This is a genomic window from Phenylobacterium sp. GW823-FHT02A09 (assembly GCF_058797775.1).
Genome location: NZ_JBXAJZ010000003.1, coordinates 403,095 through 421,023, shown reverse-complemented (window position 1 = coordinate 421,023; position 17,929 = coordinate 403,095). Strand labels below are relative to the sequence as shown.

Annotated in this window: 15 protein-coding genes; 7 read left to right on the top strand and 8 right to left on the bottom strand. The window is 69.9% G+C overall.

Annotated features, from left to right (window positions below; genetic code table 11):
- Positions 1 to 8 precede the first annotated feature (8 nt).
- Positions 9 to 806 (top strand): class I SAM-dependent methyltransferase, encoded by a 798-nt coding sequence (locus tag AC1Q87_RS14675; RefSeq protein WP_492609666.1) that lies wholly within the window; start codon positions 9 to 11, stop codon positions 804 to 806.
- Between the two features lie 45 nt (positions 807 to 851).
- Positions 852 to 1,991 carry a serine hydrolase domain-containing protein gene (locus AC1Q87_RS14670; protein ID WP_492609665.1) on the top strand — a complete coding sequence of 380 codons (1,140 nt, stop codon included), beginning with the start codon at positions 852 to 854 and terminating at the stop codon, positions 1,989 to 1,991.
- A gap of 55 nt (positions 1,992 to 2,046) precedes the next feature.
- Here AC1Q87_RS14670 and AC1Q87_RS14665 read toward each other — a convergent pair whose 3' ends face one another.
- Together AC1Q87_RS14665 and AC1Q87_RS14660 are read right to left on the bottom strand one after the other, a co-directional pair.
- A complete protein-coding gene (locus tag AC1Q87_RS14665; protein WP_492609664.1) occupies positions 2,047 to 2,511 on the bottom strand; it encodes an EF-hand domain-containing protein in 465 nt (154 codons plus the stop codon).
- An 11-nt stretch (positions 2,512 to 2,522) separates the two neighbouring features.
- Positions 2,523 to 3,320, bottom strand: a complete 798-nt coding sequence (locus AC1Q87_RS14660) for a DUF4198 domain-containing protein (RefSeq protein WP_492609663.1) — start codon at positions 3,318 to 3,320, stop codon at positions 2,523 to 2,525.
- A 175-nt stretch (positions 3,321 to 3,495) separates the two neighbouring features.
- On the opposite strand from AC1Q87_RS14660, the gene AC1Q87_RS14655 reads away from it, so the two are divergent.
- Positions 3,496 to 5,541, top strand: a complete 2,046-nt coding sequence (locus AC1Q87_RS14655) for a TonB-dependent receptor domain-containing protein (protein ID WP_492609662.1) — start codon at positions 3,496 to 3,498, stop codon at positions 5,539 to 5,541.
- On the top strand, positions 5,541 to 6,239 hold the full coding sequence (locus AC1Q87_RS14650; protein WP_492609661.1) for an energy transducer TonB: 699 nt from the start codon (positions 5,541 to 5,543) through the stop codon (positions 6,237 to 6,239). The genes AC1Q87_RS14655 and AC1Q87_RS14650 overlap by 1 nt, the downstream gene beginning before the upstream one ends.
- A gap of 220 nt (positions 6,240 to 6,459) precedes the next feature.
- Here the strand turns inward: AC1Q87_RS14650 and leuA are convergent, their stop codons facing one another.
- From leuA to AC1Q87_RS14625, 5 genes are all read right to left on the bottom strand, one after another.
- Positions 6,460 to 8,133 (bottom strand): 2-isopropylmalate synthase, encoded by a 1,674-nt coding sequence (gene leuA, locus AC1Q87_RS14645; protein WP_492609660.1) that lies wholly within the window; start codon positions 8,131 to 8,133, stop codon positions 6,460 to 6,462.
- Between the two features lie 178 nt (positions 8,134 to 8,311).
- Entirely contained in the window at positions 8,312 to 8,686 is a 375-nt protein-coding gene (locus AC1Q87_RS14640; protein ID WP_492609659.1) for a YybH family protein, read from the bottom strand.
- On the bottom strand, positions 8,683 to 9,663 hold the full coding sequence (locus tag AC1Q87_RS14635; RefSeq protein WP_492609658.1) for an NADPH:quinone reductase: 981 nt from the start codon (positions 9,661 to 9,663) through the stop codon (positions 8,683 to 8,685). Before AC1Q87_RS14635 ends, AC1Q87_RS14640 begins: the two co-directional genes overlap by 4 nt.
- Positions 9,664 to 9,844: 181 nt before the next feature.
- A complete protein-coding gene (locus tag AC1Q87_RS14630; protein WP_492609657.1) occupies positions 9,845 to 11,236 on the bottom strand; it encodes a carotenoid oxygenase family protein in 1,392 nt (463 codons plus the stop codon).
- A 24-nt stretch (positions 11,237 to 11,260) separates the two neighbouring features.
- Entirely contained in the window at positions 11,261 to 12,310 is a 1,050-nt protein-coding gene (locus tag AC1Q87_RS14625) for a DUF2855 family protein (RefSeq protein WP_492609656.1), read from the bottom strand.
- Between the two features lie 82 nt (positions 12,311 to 12,392).
- On the opposite strand from AC1Q87_RS14625, the gene AC1Q87_RS14620 reads away from it, so the two are divergent.
- The gene (locus AC1Q87_RS14620) at positions 12,393 to 12,995 is read left to right on the top strand and encodes a TetR/AcrR family transcriptional regulator (protein WP_492609655.1); all 603 of its coding nucleotides are present in this window, start codon (positions 12,393 to 12,395) and stop codon (positions 12,993 to 12,995) included.
- Between the two features lie 94 nt (positions 12,996 to 13,089).
- Complete coding sequence (locus AC1Q87_RS14615) at positions 13,090 to 14,235, top strand: epoxide hydrolase family protein (protein ID WP_492609654.1); 1,146 nt, start codon at positions 13,090 to 13,092, stop codon at positions 14,233 to 14,235.
- Between the two features lie 122 nt (positions 14,236 to 14,357).
- Here AC1Q87_RS14615 and AC1Q87_RS14610 read toward each other — a convergent pair whose 3' ends face one another.
- Positions 14,358 to 16,667, bottom strand: coding sequence for an ATP-binding protein (locus AC1Q87_RS14610; protein WP_492609653.1), 2,310 nt, complete (start codon positions 16,665 to 16,667; stop codon positions 14,358 to 14,360).
- A gap of 99 nt (positions 16,668 to 16,766) precedes the next feature.
- Between AC1Q87_RS14610 and AC1Q87_RS14605 the strand changes: the two genes are divergently transcribed.
- Positions 16,767 to 17,774 (top strand): beta-eliminating lyase-related protein, encoded by a 1,008-nt coding sequence (locus AC1Q87_RS14605; RefSeq protein ID WP_492609652.1) that lies wholly within the window; start codon positions 16,767 to 16,769, stop codon positions 17,772 to 17,774.
- Positions 17,775 to 17,929 lie beyond the last annotated feature (155 nt).

Genomic DNA, 17,929 nt, shown 5'->3' with positions numbered 1-17,929 from the left:
CCGAGCAGATGGCCGACTTCCTCTTCCAGGTCGACGGCTTCTGCCCAGTCTGCGAACTACCCGCCACCTTCGCGGCCAGGGATCCCTGGCTGCGGGACCACTTCCTCTGCCAGACCTGCAACGCCCAACCGCGCGAGCGGGCGCTGTTCTCGGTGCTCGCCCAGCTGCGGCCCAACTGGCGCGAGCTGACGATCCACGAAAGCTCGCCCGGCACCGCCGCCAGCCGGCGCCTGGCCGACCAGGCGCCGCGCTACAGGGCCAGCCAGTACGACCCGTCGATCCCCTGGGGATCGACCCATCCGGCCGGCGGCTGGCGGTCCGAGGATCTCGAGCGCCAGACCTTCGCCGACGCCAGCTTCGACCTTGTCGTCACCCAGGACGTCATGGAGCACGTCTTCGCGCCGGATCTGGCCCTGCGCGAGATCGCCCGCACCCTGAAGCCGGGCGGCCTGCACGTCTGCACCGTGCCGATCGTGAACAAGGAAAAGCCGTCGGTCCGCCGCGCCGCCCGTCGCCCGGACGGCGGCGTCGACCACCTGCTCGAGCCGGTCTATCACGGCAACCCGATGGACCCGAACGGCTCGCTGGTGACCATCGACTGGGGCTACGACATCGCCGCGTACTGGGACTCCGTCAGCGGCCTGAGCACCACGATCTGGACCATCGACGACCTCGGCCGCGGCATCCACGCGGAGTACATCGAGGTGCTGGTCTCGCGCAAAGCCGGCTTGCCCGACCTGGCCGGCGACATCGCCCCGCCGCCAGCGCCGCCGCGCAAGGGCCTGTTCGGCAAACTCTTCGGCTAGCCGCCCAGGGCTGCTAGGCTCCCCCAAAATGGGAGGAGCCAGACCATGGCCGACGGTGCAGTTCAGGGTCTCGTCCACGACAAGTACGCCGGCGTGCGCACGGCGTTCGAGGCCAATCTCGACAGCGGCGCCGACATCGGCGCTTCGTTCTGCGCCACGGTGGAAGGGGAAACCGTGGTCGATCTCTGGGGCGGTTTCGCCGACGAGGCCCGCACCCGCCCCTGGGAGCGCGACACCCTCGTCAACGTCTACTCGACCACCAAGACGATGACCGCCCTGACGGCCCTGCTGCTCGCCGATCGCGGCGAGCTCGACTTCGACGCCCCGGTCGCCCGCTACTGGCCGGAGTTCGCCGCGGCCGGCAAGGACGCGGTCAAGGTCAGCCACCTGATGAGCCACTCCGCCGGCCTCTCGGGCTGGAAGGAGCCGATGGTCAAGGAAGACCTCTACGACTGGGACAAGGCGACCTCGATGCTGGCCGCCCAGGCCCCGTTCTGGGAGCCGGGTACGGCGCCGGGTTATCACGGCCTGACCCAGGGCTACCTGGTCGGCGAGGTCGTGCGCCGCATCACCGGCAAGAGCCTGGGCACGGTGTTCCGCGAGGAGATCGCGCAGCCGCTGGGGGCCGACTTCCATATCGGCCTGCCGGCCTCGGAAGACGCCCGCGTCGCCGACTTGATCGCCCCGCCGCCGGCCGAGGCCGGCCTTGGCCCGGGCGCGCAGAGCGAACTGCAGGCCAACATGTCCGACAACCCGCCGCTGGAGGTGTCGGAGACCCGCACGCGCGCCTGGCGCGGCGCGGAGATCCCCGCCGCCGGCGGCACCGGGAACGCCCGTTCGGTCGCCGAGGTGCAGTCCGTCCTCGCCAACGGCGGCGTCGCCAAGGGCAAGCGGATCCTGTCGGAGGCCGGCTGCCGCAAGGCGCTGGAGCTGCAGATCGAGGGGCCGGACCTGATCCTCGGCATCCCGGCGCGCTTCGGCATGGGCTTTGGCCTGGCCGGCGGGGCGGTGCCCCTGCCCAACCCCAACACCATCTACTGGGGCGGCTACGGCGGCTCGCTGGTGATCGTCGACATGGATGCGCGCACGGTCTTCGCCTACGCCATGAACAAGATGGCGGGCACCACGACCGGCGACATGCGCGCCTTCAGCCTGGCCATGGCGATGTGGGAGGCATTGGGCTGAGGCGGCGCGCCCGTACGCGCCGCCCCAGCCCTCAGGCTTCTAGGATGGCCAGATCCTAATCGCCTTTCTTCTTCTCGGCCGCGGTGACCACGCCGTCGCCGTCGCCGTCCTGTTCGGCGAAAGCGCGCAGGCCCGAGGCCTCGAATTCGGCCGGCGTCATCTTGCCGTCCTTGTCGGAGTCGAGGACGCCGAAGCGGACGTGCGCCTGGCGCATCTGGCGCACGCGCTGCTCTTCCTTGCGCTCGGCGCTCTCGCTCGAGGCGGCCAGCTGGGCGGTCAGGCGGCCCTCGTACTCGCCGACGTACTCAGCTTCGGTCAGCACGCCATCCTTGTCGGCGTCCATGGCCGCGAAGCGCTGGTCGCGCGCGGTCTTGAACTCGGCGGCGGTCACCTTGCCGTCCTTGTCCAGGTCGTAGTCGGTGACGAAGGCCGAGTGCTCGTGCGGGGCGGCGTGCGCCGAGGCCGCGCCCAGCGCCAGCAGCGCGGCGGTCACGGCAAGGGGAAGACGAAAGCTGGTCATGTCGGTCGGTCCTATTCGGTCGCTTCGAAGGTCAGGGTGTAGGAGTAGCTGCGGTAGGGCGTCTCGGCGCCGGCCGGGGCTTCGGTGCGGTAACGGATCAGCGCCAGGTAGGTCCCGGCGTCGGGCGGCGTGATCGCGAACTTGCCGGCCGCGTCGGTGGTGATCTGGCCGCCGACCTGCTTCTTGCCGTCATAGACGCCGGCGCTGCGGAACACCTCGACATGGGCGCCGCCGACCGGCTTGCCCTCGAACAGCAGCTCGAACTGGGCCGGCTGGGCCGCGAAGATCTCGCTCGGATGGGTGATTGGGCGCAGCTCCAGGCTCTTGCCGGTCGGCGCCAGGGCGTCCTTGCTCGGCCCGCCGCGGGTCACATAGACCTCGGCCAGGGTCATGCTCTGCACCTCGACCAGCGGCGCGTCGGCCGGCTTGTCCTTGCCCTCGCTGATGATCCACTGGCCCTTGGCGTCGCGGTACATCTTGCCCTTGCGGCCGAAGCGCTCGCCCGACGACACGCGGTACGTGCCCTGGTCCGGGATCGGGGCCTCGAACACCGCCAGGTCGCGCAGATAGGTGACGCCGGAAATCGGGGTCACCGCGCCGCCCGGCCCGCGCACGTGCCAGGCGTCGGACTTCATCACCACCTCGGCCTGGAACGGGTCCTCGGTGAAGCTCGCCTGCACCGTGACGTGGTCGCGGCTGGTCAGGTCGAACACGTTCGGCAGCATGTAGGGCATGTGCGCCTGCGCCATGCCCGGCGCCGCCGCCAGCAGTCCGGCGCCTGCCAGCGCCGCAAATCCGATACGCCCCATTGGGTCCCCCATCATCAATTCGTCTTTCGCCGACTAATGCAGTTGCGAGTCACTTGCAATTGACTTTCGGATGCGGCATTAGCGGCCTCACTGAGCGCCCGCGGGGGGCGTCGCACGAGTCATATGCGATTGACTCGCACTTGCATATCCTTTGGAAAGATCGATGGGGCGCGATATGGGGCGTAGGCGGATTGGACTTCTGGCGGGTGCGTCCGTCCTGCTGATGGCCGGGGCGGCCAACGCCCAGCAGGCCGCGCCCGAAGGCGCCGCGGCCCAGCTGTCGCTCGGCCGCATCGTCGTCTCGGCCGGCGCCGAGAAGGTCGCCATCGACACGCCGCAGGCCGTCACCGCCCTCGACCAGGACGACATCGACGCCGCCCAGGCCACCACCATGGGCGACCTGCTGGAAGCCATTCCGGGCGTCAGCGTCGTCGGCGGCGTCTCGGCCCTCGGCCAAGGCTTCAACATCCGCGGCATGGGCACCGGCATCGCCGACTCCGACAGCCGCATCCTCACCCAGATCGACGGGGTGACGAAGTTCTACGAGCAGTACCGGATGGGCGCGCTGTTCAGCGAGCCGGACATGTACAAGCGCGTCGAGGTCCTGCGCGGCCCGGCCTCGTCGACCCTCTACGGCGCGGGCGCGCTGGCCGGCGTGGTCAACTTCACCACCAAGGACGCCTCGGACTTCCTGACGGGCGACGACCGCTTCGCCGTGCGCCTGCGCGCCGGCTTCGAAAGCAACAACGAAGGCGTGTTCGGGACGGCGATCGTCGCCGGCCAGCCGACGCAGAACCTCGACCTGCTGGCGATGTACACCCGCCGCGAAGCCGACAACTACAAGAGCGGCGACGGGACCACCGTCGACCCATCCGGCGTCTCCTCCAGCTCCTACCTGCTGAAGGGCCGCTACTACATCGGCGGCGACAAGGACCACAGCATCTGGGCGACCTACCAGAACTGGCTGTCCGACAGCACCCAGATGTACGACCAGGCCGAGGCCTTCGGCACGACCCCGGTCCGCCGCAAGGTCGACGACATCACCGCCACCTTCGGCTACGAAAACGACTTCGGCGGCTCCAAGCTGTTCGACCTCGAGGGCCAGGTCTCCTACGCCAATTCCAAGGTCGAGCAGCGCGAGACCACCTTCCTGCCCGGCGTGGTCTATTCCGAGTTCTCCTACGAGACCTGGCAGGGCCGCATCCAGAACACCTCGCGCTTCGACTGGGGCGAGGACTGGACCGGCTTCCTGTTCCTCGGCGCCCAGGCCTACACGCAGGAGCGGCGCAATCCGCGGGTCAACGCCGCCGGCAACACCGTGCCGGGCGCCGCCACCCACCCCGAAGGCGACATGGACAAGTACGGCCTCTACGCCCAGGCCGAACTGATCTGGACCGACAAGCTGACCATCATCCCCGGCGTCCGCGTCGACTGGACCAAGCTGAAGCCCGGTGCCGGCGTCACCAACCGCACCCAGGTCGAGGACAGCGCCGCCTCGCCCAAGCTGGCCGTGCTCTACTCGTTCACCGACAACTTCGCGGTGTTCGGCTCGGTCGCCCGCACCGTGCGCATGCCGGTGCTCGACGAGATCTACAGCCGCACCAGCGCCACGGCCTCGAACTTCAGCCTCAACCTGAAGCCGGAAGAGTCGGACAACTTCGAGGGCGGCTTCACCCTGTCGTTCGACGACGTCCTGGCCCAGGGCGACGCCGTCCGCGCCAAGGTCACCGCCTTCCGCAACGACGTCTCCAACCTGATCACCCGCGGCACGGCCAACTCGGCCTACTTCGTGAACGTTGGTGAATCCCGCTTCGAGGGCGTCGAGATCGAGGCCGAATACGCCTCGCGCAACCTCTTCGCGCGCGCCGGCCTCTCGCGGATCGAGGGCGAGAACCGCATCACCGGCCTGCCGCTCAACACCATCCCGGCCGACGAGCTCGACATGACCGTCGGCTGGCGGTTCATCGACCAGAACCTCAGCGCCGGCTGGCGCGGCGAGTTCGCGGCCGACCAGGACGACATCGGCCCTGGCGGCCGTCGCACCGGCGGCTACGGCGTGCACGGCCTCTTCCTGACCTGGACGCCGGACCAGGGTCCGTTCGAGGGCCTGGAAGTCCGCGCCGCGGTCGACAACGTCCTCGACAAGCAGTTCCGACGCCATCTGCAGTCGCTCGACGCCGAAGGCCGCACCTTCAAGCTGACGCTGGCTCGGACGTTCTGATGTTCGCGGTCACGCCCACACGCACGGTCGCCTTCGCGGTCTCCGCGGCGCTGAACCTGGGCGTCCTCGCCCTGGTCATGCGCTCGGCGGCCGACGACGCGCCGGTGTGGGACGAGACCGTGATCATGGCGGAGTTGGTTCAGGTCCGGGGCGGCGCGAATAACGCCCCGGTCCCCACGTCGGCGCAGGCTCCTTCCTCCCCTCCTCGGGAGCCTGCGCCGACGTCTTCCACCGCTGTCCCCACGCCGCAGCCGTCGGCGGCGCCCGCCGCGCCGTCTGCGGCCGCTTCGGCCGCTGCTCCCTCGCCGTCGCCCGTCCAGGTCGCCGCCGCCGGCCCGCCGGCCCCGGCGCCGGCCGCCCAGCGCCAGGGAACCCGCGACGGGCTCGACATCGACGCCAAGAACGGGACCAGCAACGACTACGCCTCGCGCCTGCGCGCCTGGCTCGAAGCGCACAAGACCTATCCCAAGCGCGCGCGCATGCGCCGCGAGGAAGGTGTCGTGCATGTGCATTTCGCGGTCGATCGCCAGGGCCGGCTGCTCGGCGGCGACGTCACCCGCTCGTCCGGCTACGCCACCCTCGACGCCGAGGCCATGGCCATGCTGGGCCGCTCCAACCCCTTCCCCGGCGCCCCGCACACCGTGCGCGGCGAACGGATCGAGGTCTCCACCCCGGTGGAGTTCTTCCTCACCCGCTGACGCTCATCTCGGCGAAGGCCGGGGCCCACGACCGCGCTTGGAGTCGGTCACCGGCTCGGTCGATGCGCTGGACCCCGGCCTTCACCCGGATGAGCGGCGACAGCAGCCAATTCCTCCCCCCTGGGGGAGGTGGCGCGCGAAGCGCGACGAGGGGGCCTGCTGAGTCACAAGTCCCCCTCAGTCAGCCATTCGGCTGACAGCTCCCCCAGAAGGGGAGCAACTATCCAGTCACCCCGTTAGCCGCGCTGAGCACCGCCCGCACCGAGGCCGTCGCCACGTCGGCGTCCATACCCACCCCGAACACCGTGCGTCCGTCCGCCGTGCGGCACTGGACGTAAGCCGCCGCCATCGCGTCGCTGCCCGCCCCGATCGCGTGCTCCTGGAAGTCGGCGACGTCGAGCTTCAGCCCGCAGTCGTGCGCCAGCGCCGCCAGCAGCCCCGAGATCAGTCCGTTGCCGCGCCCGCGGATCGTCATCTCGCGCCCGTCCAGCCGCAGCTGGCCGACGAACACCCGCTGATGGTCCACCCGCGAGACGCCGGACTCCTCGAAGCTGACCAGCTCGAACTTCTGGCCGGGGGTCAGATGATAGGCGCGCTCGAACGCCTCCCAGATGTCGGTCGTCGCCAGCTCGCGGCTGGTCTCGTCGGCCAGCTGCTGCACCGCGCGGCTGAAGTCCGCCTGCATCGGCTTGGGCAGCCTCAGGCCCTTGTCCTGCTGCAGCACCCAGGCGACGCCGCCCTTGCCGGACTGCGAGTTGACCCGGATCACCGCCTCGTAGCTGCCGCCCAGGTCGGCCGGGTCGATCGGCAGGTAGGGCATCGCCCACAGCTGGTCGTTGCGCTTGGCCTGGGCGTCGAAGCCCTTCTTGATCGCGTCCTGGTGGCTGCCCGAAAACGCCGTGAACACCAGCTCGCCGGCATAGGGATGGCGCGGGTGGACCGGCAGCTGGTTGCAGTACTCGACGGTCTTCACCACCGTCTCCATGTCCGAGAAGTCCAGCCCCGGATCGACGCCCTGCGTGTAGAGGTTCAGCGCCAGGGTCACCAGGTCGACATTGCCGGTGCGCTCGCCGTTGCCGAACAGGCAGCCCTCGATGCGGTCGGCGCCGGCCATCAGGCCCAGCTCCGCCGCCGCCACGCCGGTGCCGCGGTCGTTGTGCGGATGCAGCGAGATCACCACGCTGTCACGCCGCGAGATGTGGCGGCACATCCACTCGATCTGGTCGGCGTAGATGTTCGGGCTCGACGCCTCGACCGTCGCCGGCAGGTTCAGGATCACCGGCCGCTCCGGCGTCGGCTCCAGCACGTCCAGCACCGCCTCGCAGACCTCCAGGCTGAACTCCAGCTCGGCCGTCGAAAACGTCTCCGGGCTGTACTCGTAGCGCCAGTCGGTGCCCGGCCGACGCTCGGCCTGCTCACGCATGATGCTGACGCCCTCGACCGCCAGCGCTTTCACACCGGCCCGGTCCAGGCCGAACACCACCTCGCGCCAGACCGGCGAGACGGCGTTGTAGAGATGGACCGTCGCCGTCCGCGCGCCCTCCAGGGCCGCGAAACTGGTCTCGATCAGGTCGCGCCGCGACTGCGTCAGCACCTGGATCATCACGTCGTCAGGCACGCGGCCCTGCTCGATCAGACCGCGGATGAAATCGAACTCCGTGGCGCCCGCCGACGGGAAGCCGACCTCGATCTCCTTGGCGCCGATCCCGACCAGCAGGTCGAAGAAGCGCTGCTTCTTCTCGGCGTTCATCGGGTCGGCCAGGGCCTGGTTGCCGTCACGCAGGTCGGTCGACAGCCAGCGCGGCGCCTTGGTGATGGTCCTCGACGGCCACTGGCGGTCGGGCAGGTCGACTTGGGGGAACGGACGATATTTGACGGATGGGTCGCGCAGCATGGTGCGGCTCTCTCTCACGAGGCGGGCAGATAGGATTGTCGATGAGGCTGGCGTGCCGCCGCCGGGGCAGCCGTCTAGGTCCGGCGGCCGCCGGTAAGTCGCGCAAGAAGGGCTGCAAAGGTGCGAACCATGCCCCTTCATAGCGTCGGGCCGCGCGCGGTTCAACCGCGCCGCGGCGTCAGCCGACCGTCACGAAGGTCTCGCTCTCGATCACCCACTGGCCGACCACCTTCTTCCAGGCGGCCAGGTAGGGCCCGGTCGCGGTCTGATCCTTCCAGGTCGCCAGCCAGGTCCCTGCCTCGGCGGCGCGCATCCCGTCCGCCGCCAGCGTCACGCTCTGCGCGGTCCGCAGATAGGTCACGAAGCTAGGATCGGCGAACTGCGCCTCGAAGGCGGCGATGATCGCCGGCGCGCCCATCAGGAGACCGCCCTCGCCCGAGATCAGGTTGGCGTCGGGCGCGAAGAACGGCTTCAGCCGCGGCGCGTCATGGGCGGCGATCAGCTTGTTGGTCAGCTTGCGCCGCGCGCGGATGGCGTCTTCCGGCGCCGTCACGGCTCGACCACCACGGTGCCGACCTTGCCGCCGCTCTCGACCAGTTCGTGCGCCCCGGCGCAGTCCTCCAGCGGGAAACGCCCCGCCACCGACAGCATGCGCTCGCCGGTCCCGATCCAGCGGGTGATGTCGGCCTGCGCGCGGCGCCGCGCCTCGTGCGGCGAGACCGGCAGGTAGACGCTGTTGATCTGCAGGTTCATGCCCATGGCCGCCCCGGCCGCAAACACCGGCTCCCGCGCCCCCTTGGTGGCGTAGTAGGCGATCGAGCCGTTCAGCCGCACGCTGGCCAGGGTCGAGGCCAGATTGCCGCCGAAGTCCACCTCCACCACGTGGTGCACGCCCTGCCCGCCGGTCAGCTCGCGCACCCGCGCGGCGACGTCTTCGCGGCGATAGTCGATGACGTGGTGCGCGCCGCCCGCGCGGGCCCGCTGCGCCTTTTCCTCTGAGCTGACCGTGGCGATCACGGTCGCGCCGGCCCAGGCCGCCAGCTGCACGGCGTAATGGCCGACCGCGCCGGCCCCGCCGGTGACCAGCACCGTGCGCCCCTGCACCGGCCCAGCCAGGAACAGGCTGCGGTGCGCGGTCATGCACGGAATGCCCAGGGTCGCGCCCTGTGCGAACGACACCGCGTCCGGCAGTTCGCTCAGGAGGTCGACGTCCAGTTCGATGTACTCGGCCGCCGAGCCGAACGCCCGGCCGTTACGCTGGCCGTTGTAGAACCAGACCCGCTTGCCGATCCAGCTTTCGGCGACGCCTGGCCCGACCGCCTCGACCATCCCAGCCCCGTCGCTGTTGGGCGTGATGCGGGGATAGGCCATCGGCGCAGGTCCCGCCCGCATGCCCGCGTCCGAAGGATTGACCCCCGAGGCCCGCACCCGGATCAGCGCCTGGCCCTGCCCCGGCTGCGGCGTCGGCCGCTCGCCCAGCTCCAGCACTTCCCGCGCCGGTCCCGTCCGGTCGTACCAGATCGCCCGCATGACGCCTCCCGCTCCTCGTTAGGGCGACAGGTCTAGGGCCAAAGTCCCCCTCAGTCAGCCTTCGGCTGCCAGCTCCCCCAGAGGGGGAGCATCTTCGCAGCCCAGACCCTCCCCCTCTGGGGGAGGTGGATCGCCGTAGGCGAGACGGAGGGGGACTGCTCTCCCTCCGTCAGGACCTCGCCTATCCCGCCACCCAGTTGCCGTGGAACCCGAACGGCACGCGGCGCGGCAGGTGCGCGGTCCCGATCGGGCCCTTGGCGATGTCCTGGGCGTCGAAGACCACGAAGTCGCTGCGGTTCTCGGCCGCCCGCCAGATGACCGCGGTCACCCAGCCGTCGCCCTCGTCCGCCGTGTCCGAGCGCGGCGTGAACACCGGCTCCGACGTCATGTCGCCACCGCTCAGCTCGTAGACCTGGCGCTTGCCGGTCTTCAGGTCCAGGTGCGCGATCGCCGTCTGCTTGATGGTCTTGGCGGCGCTCGGATCGGCCGCATACCAGCCATGGCGATAGGCCAGGCCCGCATGCCGCTCGTCGAAGCGCGGGAACTCGCCGTCCAGGTCGTCGATCGCCTCTTCCTTGATCGCGTCGGAGTTCCCCGTCAGGTCGAACGTCCAGCGCACCAGCCGCGCCGCCGCCTTGGCGCCGGGCGAACCGTCGGCGTTCGGGAACAGCGGGGCGCTGTCATAGCGGAACACGTCGGCGATGATCTTGCCGTCCTCTTCCCAGGCGTTCATCGGGTGGAAGACATAGGACGGCGGGGCGTTGAACCAGCGGATGGTCGAGACGTCGGCGTCGCGGCGCATCACCGCCACGTGGCTGCCCTTGTCGGGCTCCCAGGCGAAGGCCGGCAGGCCGCTCATCGCCCGCTGCATGCTGCCGGTCAGCGGCAGCACCGGAAACAGCACGTAGTTATCGGTGACCAGGAAGTCGTGGATCATCGAGGAATAGGGCGCCTCGAAGTCGTCGCGCCGCACGACCTTGCCGCTCGCGTCGGTGACGCCGTAGCTGATCCCCGTCCCGAACGGCATCGGCCCGATCCCATAGCCGAACCAGACCATCTCGCCGGTCTTCGGGTCGATCTTCGGGTGCGCCGTGACCCGGCCCTTGTACGGCTCGACCGGCCCCTTCGACTCCAGCGTCCGCGGCTGCATCTCGAACGGCAGATGCCCTTCCTCCAGCGCCAGCAGCTTGCCGGCGTGGAAGACGATGTTGGTGTTGGCCACCCCGCCGCTGTCCTTGCCGACCACGCTCGGATCGCTGGTCATCGGGTTGCCGAACGCGCCCCACAGCGACCGGCCCGCGGCGTTCTCGGCCTCCCACTTCGGGGTCCGCACATAGCGGTTGCGGTAGCTGACCTTGCCGTCCTCGACGTGGAAGGCGTGGATCATGCCGTCGCCCGAGAACCAGTGGTACTCGCCGCGCGGCTCGAACTGCGGGTTCGGCCCGGTGCGATAGAGGGTGCCGCGCAGTTCCTTGGGGATCTCCCCGGTCACCGTCAGCTCGAAGTCGTCCTCGCTGCGGACCGGCGCGAAGTTACCGGACAGGTAGGGGTTGATGCGAACATCGCCGTCCATGGTCTTCCTCCTCTTTGGCCGGCTTCACGCCGGTCGAATGATGTGTCCTTCGTCGGGCCGGGCCCGGCCTTCCAGCACCTCGCGATAGGCGGCCAGAAGGCCCTCCGGGCCCGTCGATTGCTTCAGCTTCAGCCAGCCGGCGTCGGCCACGAACGCGCGCAGCGCGGCCGTGAACCGCTGGTCCAGCTCCTGCTGGCCCCATTCGGCCGCGCGCTTGCGGATCTGGTCGGGGGCGAAGAACAGCACCGGCTGCGGACCGGCCAGGGCGCGCGGCGCGCGATCGCCGCTCCAGTGGGTGCCGCCGACGATGATGCTGCGCGCCAGGTCGCCGCCCAGCGCCGCGTGCACCGTCTCGTTGACCTGCGCATCGCCGGCGAAGTCGACATAGACTGCCGGGCCCTCGACCTTCAGCCCGCTCGCGTCGCCGTAGGGGACGATCTTGTCGTAGAGCCCGAGGCCCGCCAGGGTTTGCGCATTGCCGGGCGAGGTCAGGCCCACCACCGGCAGGCCGCGCCGCCGCGCGAACCAGGCCAAGCCCATCGCCGTCTTGCTCGAGGCGCTCGACAGCACCAGCGTCTTCAACGACCCGTCCTCGGACAGGAAGTCGTCCAGCAGCCACGAGGTCATGAACAGCGGCCGCAGCAGCGCCCGGTGGTCGTCCGACGCGTCTTCCGGCGCCTCGGCATAGGCGTTGTAGGTCGGCGGCAGCTCGGCCCGATGCGCCGAGGTGTCGATGAAGCCGCCGCCCTTGCGCGCCAGCCTGGCGGTGAAGCTGCTCGACATCGGCAGATAGCCGAACACCCGCAGGCCCACCGGCGTGTCGGCGGCGTGGGATTCCACCACCTTGGCAAAGCCCCAGACCGGGATGCGGCCCAACCCGGCGTCGGCCGGAAAGAACTTCCAGTAGCCGAACGCCTCGCCGATCAGCCCGTAGGTGATGTTGTTGGCGGTCAGCGAAAACCGCTCGACCTCGAGTCTGACCTCACCGTCGGCCAGCGGCGCCCGCGGCGGGGCGTTTCGCACCTCGATCTTGCGCAGATCGTCCTTTGCGACGAGCACATCCCAGTCCGACATCGCTTCCTCGCCTTTTTACGTTGTAAATTTATTACGTAAGAGCTAACCCAGGACAAGCACTTTCTTTGGGTCGAGTTTACCGATGCCCCGCGTCCTCTCCGAGTCCGATGTCGCCGACTTCCGCGAACGCCTGTGCGACGCGGCCGAGAAGCTGTTTGCGGAAAAGGGACCGGACGCGGTGACCATGCGCCAGCTGGCCGCCGAGCTCGGCGTCAGCCCGATGACCCCCTACCGCTACTTCACCGACAAGGAAGACATCCTGGCGGCGGTGCGGACCAACGGCTTCAACCGTTTCGCCGAGGCGCTGGAGACCGCGCTCTCGACCACCCAGGGCAGCGCCAAGGCCAAGAGCTCGGCGGTGGGCGAGGCCTATCTGAACTTCGCCTTCGAACATCCGCAGACCTACAAGCTGATGTTCGACCTCAACCAGCCGCACGAGAAGGACTATCCCGAGCTGGTCGCCGCCGCCGCCCGCGCCAACGCCATGCAGTCGGCCTACATCCGCGGCCTGGTCGAGGCCGGCGTCATGGAAGGCGACCCCGAGGAGATCGGCCGCATGTTCTGGGCCTCGACCCACGGCGCAGTGACCCTCGAACTGGCCGGCAAGCTGCCCAAGGGCATGGCCCGCACCCTCAACCGCCAGCTCGGCCACGCCCTGGCCAAGGGCCTGCGCCCGGAGGGGTAGACCTCCCTTTTCCCTCCAGAGGAATTCGAGTTGACGCCCCTTGCGGCAAGCCCGCCATCTTCCTGATCAACGATCAGGGGAGAGGCAGCGTCACATGGTTCAACCGTTCGAGGTCGCCTGGAGCGACCAGGCCGTGCAGGCGGTGCTCGACCAGGTCCGCGCCTATCCCTGGCCGCCCGCCCCCGAGGTCCCCGACGGCTGGGCCTATGGCTGCGACGGCGCCTACCTGAAGGAACTCTGCGCCCACTGGACCGGCGCCTATGACTGGCGTGCGGCGGTGGCCGACCTCAACCGCTTCCCGCAGTTCACGGCCCGGGTCGAAGACTACGACCTGCGCTTCGTGCATGTGGTCGGCGAGGCGGGCGGCAAGCGGCCGCTGCTGCTCACCCACGGCTGGCCGGGCTCGCACTACGAATTCTGGGGCGCAATCGAAAAGCTCGCCTTCCCCAGCCGCTTCGGCGGCGACCCGAAGGACGCCTTCGACCTGGTGATCCCGTCGCTGCCGGGCTTCGGCTTCTCGTCCAAGCCGGTCCGCCCGATCGGCCAGCGCACCACCGCGCGGCTGTTCAACACCCTGATGACGCAGGTGCTGGGCTACTCGACCTATCTCGCCCAGGGCGGCGACTGGGGCGCGATGGTCACCTCCTGGCTCGGCCACGAGCACGGCGGCCACGTCCGCGCCATCCACCTCAACATGATGGCTCTGCGTCCATTCGGCGGTCCCAAGGACGAGGCTGAGGTCGCCTGGCTGACCCGCCAGGGCCAGATGATGGAGCTGATGGGCGCCTACTTCCGGCTCCAGGCCTCCAAGCCCCAGTCGCTGGCCTGGATGGCGGCCGGCAATCCGGTCGGCCAGGCCGCCTGGATCGCCGAGCGGTTCCACGACTGGTCGGACCTGCGCGACAAGCCCTTCGACGAGGTCCATCCCAAGGACAAGCTGCTGACCAACATCATGCTCTATGTGATGACCGGCAGCTTCACGACCGGCGCCTGGTACTATCGCGGCTTCATCGAGGAGGGCGGCGTCGCCCTCGCCGAAGGCCAGCGCTGCGAGACCCCGACCGCCTTCGCCAACTTCCCGGGCGAGCCGCTCTACACCGCCCCGCCGCGCGGCTGGGCCGAGCGCGCCTACAACATCGTCCGCTGGAGCGACCAGCCGCGCGGCGGGCACTTCGCGGCCATGGAGGAACCCGACCTCTTCGTCGCCGACGTCCAGGCCTGGGGCCGGGAGCACGGCTAAGTTCCTCCCCCGCTGGGGGAGGCGGCGCGCGAAGCGCGACGGAGGGGGCCTGCGGACTCAGCGATCCCCCTCAGTCGGCCATCCGGCCGACAGCTCCCCCAGCGGAGGAGCAATTTAGGACCTCACCCCTCGGTCACCGCGGCGATCGCGCCGATCAGACGCTCCAGCTCCACCGGCTTGGGCACCAGGACGTCCATGCCGGCGGCGCGATACTCGGCCTCGTGGTGGGCCATGGCGTTGGCGGTCAGGGCGATGATCGGCGTGCGCGCCAGTCCCCGCTCGACCTCGCGCTCGCGGATCGCGCGCGCCGCCGTCGGGCCGTCCATCACCGGCATCTGCACGTCCATCAGGATCACGTCCCAGCCGCCCTCCTCGGCCGCCGCCACCGCCGCCGCGCCGTCCTCGACGCAGCACAGCTCGACGCCGAGTTGGTTCAGCAGCGTCTTCAGCACCAGCCGGTTGACCGGATTGTCCTCGGCAGCCAGCACCCGCAGTTCGCTGGCCGGCGCCGCAGCGGGCGCCTCGGGCGCGATCGCCGGCGCGGCCTTGGCCCGCACCAGCGGCAGCGACAAGGTGAAGCTCGCCCCCTCGTCGGGCTGCGAGGCCACCGCAATGGTCCCGCCCATCAGCTCGGCCAGTTCCCGGCAGATCGCCAGGCCCAGTCCCGAGCCGCCGTACCGCCGCGTGGTCGAGGCGTCCTCCTGGACGAACTTCTGGAACAGCGCCCCCTGGCGCTCGGGCGCGATCCCCGGTCCCGAGTCCGAGACCTCGAGCACCAGCTTGCCGGCCCGCCGCAGAGCCCGTACCCGGACATAGCCCTGCGCCGTAAACTTCACCGCGTTGGAGACTAGGTTGTGCACGATCTGGCGCATCCGGGTCGGATCCCCGACCCACACGCCCTTCAGCGCCGGCTCGATCTCCAGTTCGAGCGCCAGCCCCTTCTCCGCCGCCAACGGCCCGAAGGTCGACTCCGCTCCCTGCATCAGGGCGAAGATGTCGATCGCCCCATCCTCCAGGTCCAGCCTTCCGGCCTCGATCCGCGACAGATCCAGCAGATCGTTCAGCAGCACCAGCAGGGTCTCGCCGGCTTGGCGCACGACCCCCAGCCGCTCACGCTGGCGCGGGCTCAACTCGTCCCGCTCCATCGCCTGGGCCATGCCCAGCACGCCGTTCAGCGGCGTGCGGATCTCGTGGCTCATGGTCGCCAGGAACGCCGACTTGGCGACATTGGCGGCGTTGGCCTGGTCGCGGGCGCGCTTGAGCGAGGTGTTCACCACCTTCAGCCGCCGCTCGGAGCGCTTCAGGTCCTCGATCGACTGGGTGACCACCACGCATCGCAGCGGCCCCTCGCCCTGGAAGCGCATGGCGGTCAGCCGGAACCACTCGCCGTCCCTGGCCTGGTAGGCGCGCGAGAAGCTGTCCGCCTCGCCGGCGATGACCGATCGCACCCCGCGCACCAGCGCCTTGCCACGCCCGCCGGGCAGGCCGTCGAACACGCCGAACAGGTTGCGGCCCATCGGGTAGACGTCGGCGCCCAGCAGCTCGGCGCCCAGCTTCTTGAAGGCCGAGTTGGCGGCGATGATCGCGCCGTGCTCGTCGATCACGGTCAGGTAGGCGGCGACGCTGTCGATGACCGCGCGGCCGAAGCGTTCGGATTCGCGCAGCTCCGCGGTCGCCTGGCGCTGGGCGGTGACGTTCTGGCTGGCGCCGTGCAGCGCCACGCAGCGGCCGTCGATCATCAGCGGCTCGCCCATCACCCGCACCCAGATGATCTCGCCGTCGGCCCGGCGCGCCCGCGCTTCGAAGTCGATCGGAATGCCGGTGGTCATCGCCTCGCGCAGATGCGCCAGCACCCATTCGCGGTCCTCGTCGGCATAGACCGCCAGCGACTCGATCTGGTCGTCGACCGCCGGGCGGCCGAACAGTTCCGCCAGTTCCGCGCTCCAGCGCACCACGCCCTCGAGCAGGTCCACTTCCCAGCCGCCCAGCCGCGCCAGCCGGCCCGCGGACTTCAGCGCCAGCGAGGCGGCCTTGAGCCGCTCACGGGTGGCGTGCGCGGCCGAGATGTCGGCGGTGATCACGATGAAGCCGTCCAGCGCGCCATCGGCCCCATAGCTTGGCCGCATGTCGACGTCGACGTGGATTCGCCGTCCGTCCTTGGTCTGATCGATGACCTCGGTGCGGAACCCCTCGCCGACCGCGGCGGCCGTGTCCATGACCGCCCAGGCCTCGGGATCGGCGTCCGGGCAGCGTACGACCTCGGCCAGGGTGCGTCCCTTCACCTCGTCCAGGACGTAGCCCGTCATGGCCGTGAAGCCGTCATTGACCCAGTCGATCCGCCCGGCCGGATCGCACAGCACCACCGAATGCGGCGTCAGCCGGGCCACGCTCGCCAACCGCGAAGTCAGGTCGGCCGCCTCGGAACCACCCATACGCAACGCTCCCCCTGGCGACACCATGCCAGGGGTCTATGAAAAAAGCAGAAAACTCCGGGTTTCGCCGTGACCTGAGGCCGCGCTACCAAGTCGGGCATGGCCCGCTACGATTTCGCTTCCGACAACACCGCCCCCGCCGCGCCCGAAGCGATCGAGTCGCTGGTCGCCGCCAACACCGGCTTCACCTCCGGCTACGGGACCGACACGGTCAGCGCCCGCGCCGCCGACGCCGTCCGCGCCCTGCTCGACGCCGACGCCGAGGTCCGCTTCGTCGCCTCCGGCACCGCCGCCAACGCCATCGCCCTGGCCACGCTCTGCCGCCCCTTCGAGGCGGTCCTCGCCCACCAGCACGCCCACGTCTGCACCGACGAGACGGGCGCTCCCGGCTTCTTCGGCCAGGGCCTCGGCCTCGTCGGCCTGCCCGGCGCCAGCGGCCGCATCGATCCGGCCGCCCTGGCCGCGCCGCTGGCCCAGCCGGACATGGCCCACCGTCAGTTCCCGGTCGCCCTGTCGCTGACCAACGCCACCGAGTACGGCACGGTCTATTCGGTCGAGGAGCTCGCCGGCCTGACCGCCCCGGCCAAGGCCAAGGGCCTCGGCGTCCACCTCGACGGCGCGCGGCTGGCCAACGCCGCGGCCGCGGGCTTCGACCTCAAGGCCATCGGCTCGCTCGGCGTCGACATCCTGGTGGTCGGCGGGACCAAGGCCGGCATGACCGCCACTGAGGCGGTCGTGATCTTCGACCGCAAGCTGGCGACCCGGTTCGACGCGCGGCTGAAGCAGTCGGGCCAGCTTCCGTCCAAGGGCCGCTTCTACGCCGCCCCGTTCATCGGCATGCTGGAGAGCGGCGCCTTCGTCGCCCGCGCCGCCCACGCCAACGCCATGGCCCGGCGGCTGGCCGAACTGTCGCCCTTCCCGCTGCGCCACCCGGTCGAGGCCAACGCCGTGTTCGTCGAGATGGACGATGCGACGCTTGGCCGCCTCCACGCCGCTGGCTGGTTCGCCTATCGATTCCTCGACGGCTCGGTGCGCTTCATGTGTTCGTGGGCCGTCACCCCGGACAGCGTCGAGGAACTCGGCGCGACGCTCAAGGCGATCGCCTGATCGTTCAAGGTTTTGCGCCTCAAGGCCAAGCTGGATGCAGCGTCACAAGTGTGTCGCAAGCGCCGCACATCTGGGCGATCTGATACTCCCTGATACGTATTGTTGCGAAACTGTGACTTTGCCGTTGCGGACGAAACAAGCGCGTGGAAGCGTCC

Excerpts from the sequence above, each read along its gene's own strand:
- AC1Q87_RS14630 (WP_492609657.1), bottom strand. The coding sequence starts at position 11,236 with ATGGACGGCGATGTTCGCATCAACCCCTACCTGTCCGGTAACTTCGCG.
- leuA (WP_492609660.1), bottom strand. The coding sequence starts at position 8,133 with ATGCTGCGCGACCCATCCGTCAAATATCGTCCGTTCCCCCAAGTCGAC.
- AC1Q87_RS14655 (WP_492609662.1), top strand. The coding sequence starts at position 3,496 with ATGGGGCGTAGGCGGATTGGACTTCTGGCGGGTGCGTCCGTCCTGCTG.
- AC1Q87_RS14635 (WP_492609658.1), bottom strand. The coding sequence starts at position 9,663 with ATGCGGGCGATCTGGTACGACCGGACGGGACCGGCGCGGGAAGTGCTG.
- AC1Q87_RS14650 (WP_492609661.1), top strand. The coding sequence starts at position 5,541 with ATGTTCGCGGTCACGCCCACACGCACGGTCGCCTTCGCGGTCTCCGCG.
- AC1Q87_RS14620 (WP_492609655.1), top strand. The coding sequence starts at position 12,393 with ATGCCCCGCGTCCTCTCCGAGTCCGATGTCGCCGACTTCCGCGAACGC.
- AC1Q87_RS14610 (WP_492609653.1), bottom strand. The coding sequence starts at position 16,667 with ATGGGTGGTTCCGAGGCGGCCGACCTGACTTCGCGGTTGGCGAGCGTG.
- AC1Q87_RS14625 (WP_492609656.1), bottom strand. The coding sequence starts at position 12,310 with ATGTCGGACTGGGATGTGCTCGTCGCAAAGGACGATCTGCGCAAGATC.
- AC1Q87_RS14665 (WP_492609664.1), bottom strand. The coding sequence starts at position 2,511 with ATGACCAGCTTTCGTCTTCCCCTTGCCGTGACCGCCGCGCTGCTGGCG.
- AC1Q87_RS14660 (WP_492609663.1), bottom strand. The coding sequence starts at position 3,320 with ATGGGGCGTATCGGATTTGCGGCGCTGGCAGGCGCCGGACTGCTGGCG.
- AC1Q87_RS14615 (WP_492609654.1), top strand. The coding sequence starts at position 13,090 with ATGGTTCAACCGTTCGAGGTCGCCTGGAGCGACCAGGCCGTGCAGGCG.
- AC1Q87_RS14670 (WP_492609665.1), top strand. The coding sequence starts at position 852 with ATGGCCGACGGTGCAGTTCAGGGTCTCGTCCACGACAAGTACGCCGGC.
- AC1Q87_RS14675 (WP_492609666.1), top strand. The coding sequence starts at position 9 with ATGGCCGACTTCCTCTTCCAGGTCGACGGCTTCTGCCCAGTCTGCGAA.
- AC1Q87_RS14605 (WP_492609652.1), top strand. The coding sequence starts at position 16,767 with ATGGCCCGCTACGATTTCGCTTCCGACAACACCGCCCCCGCCGCGCCC.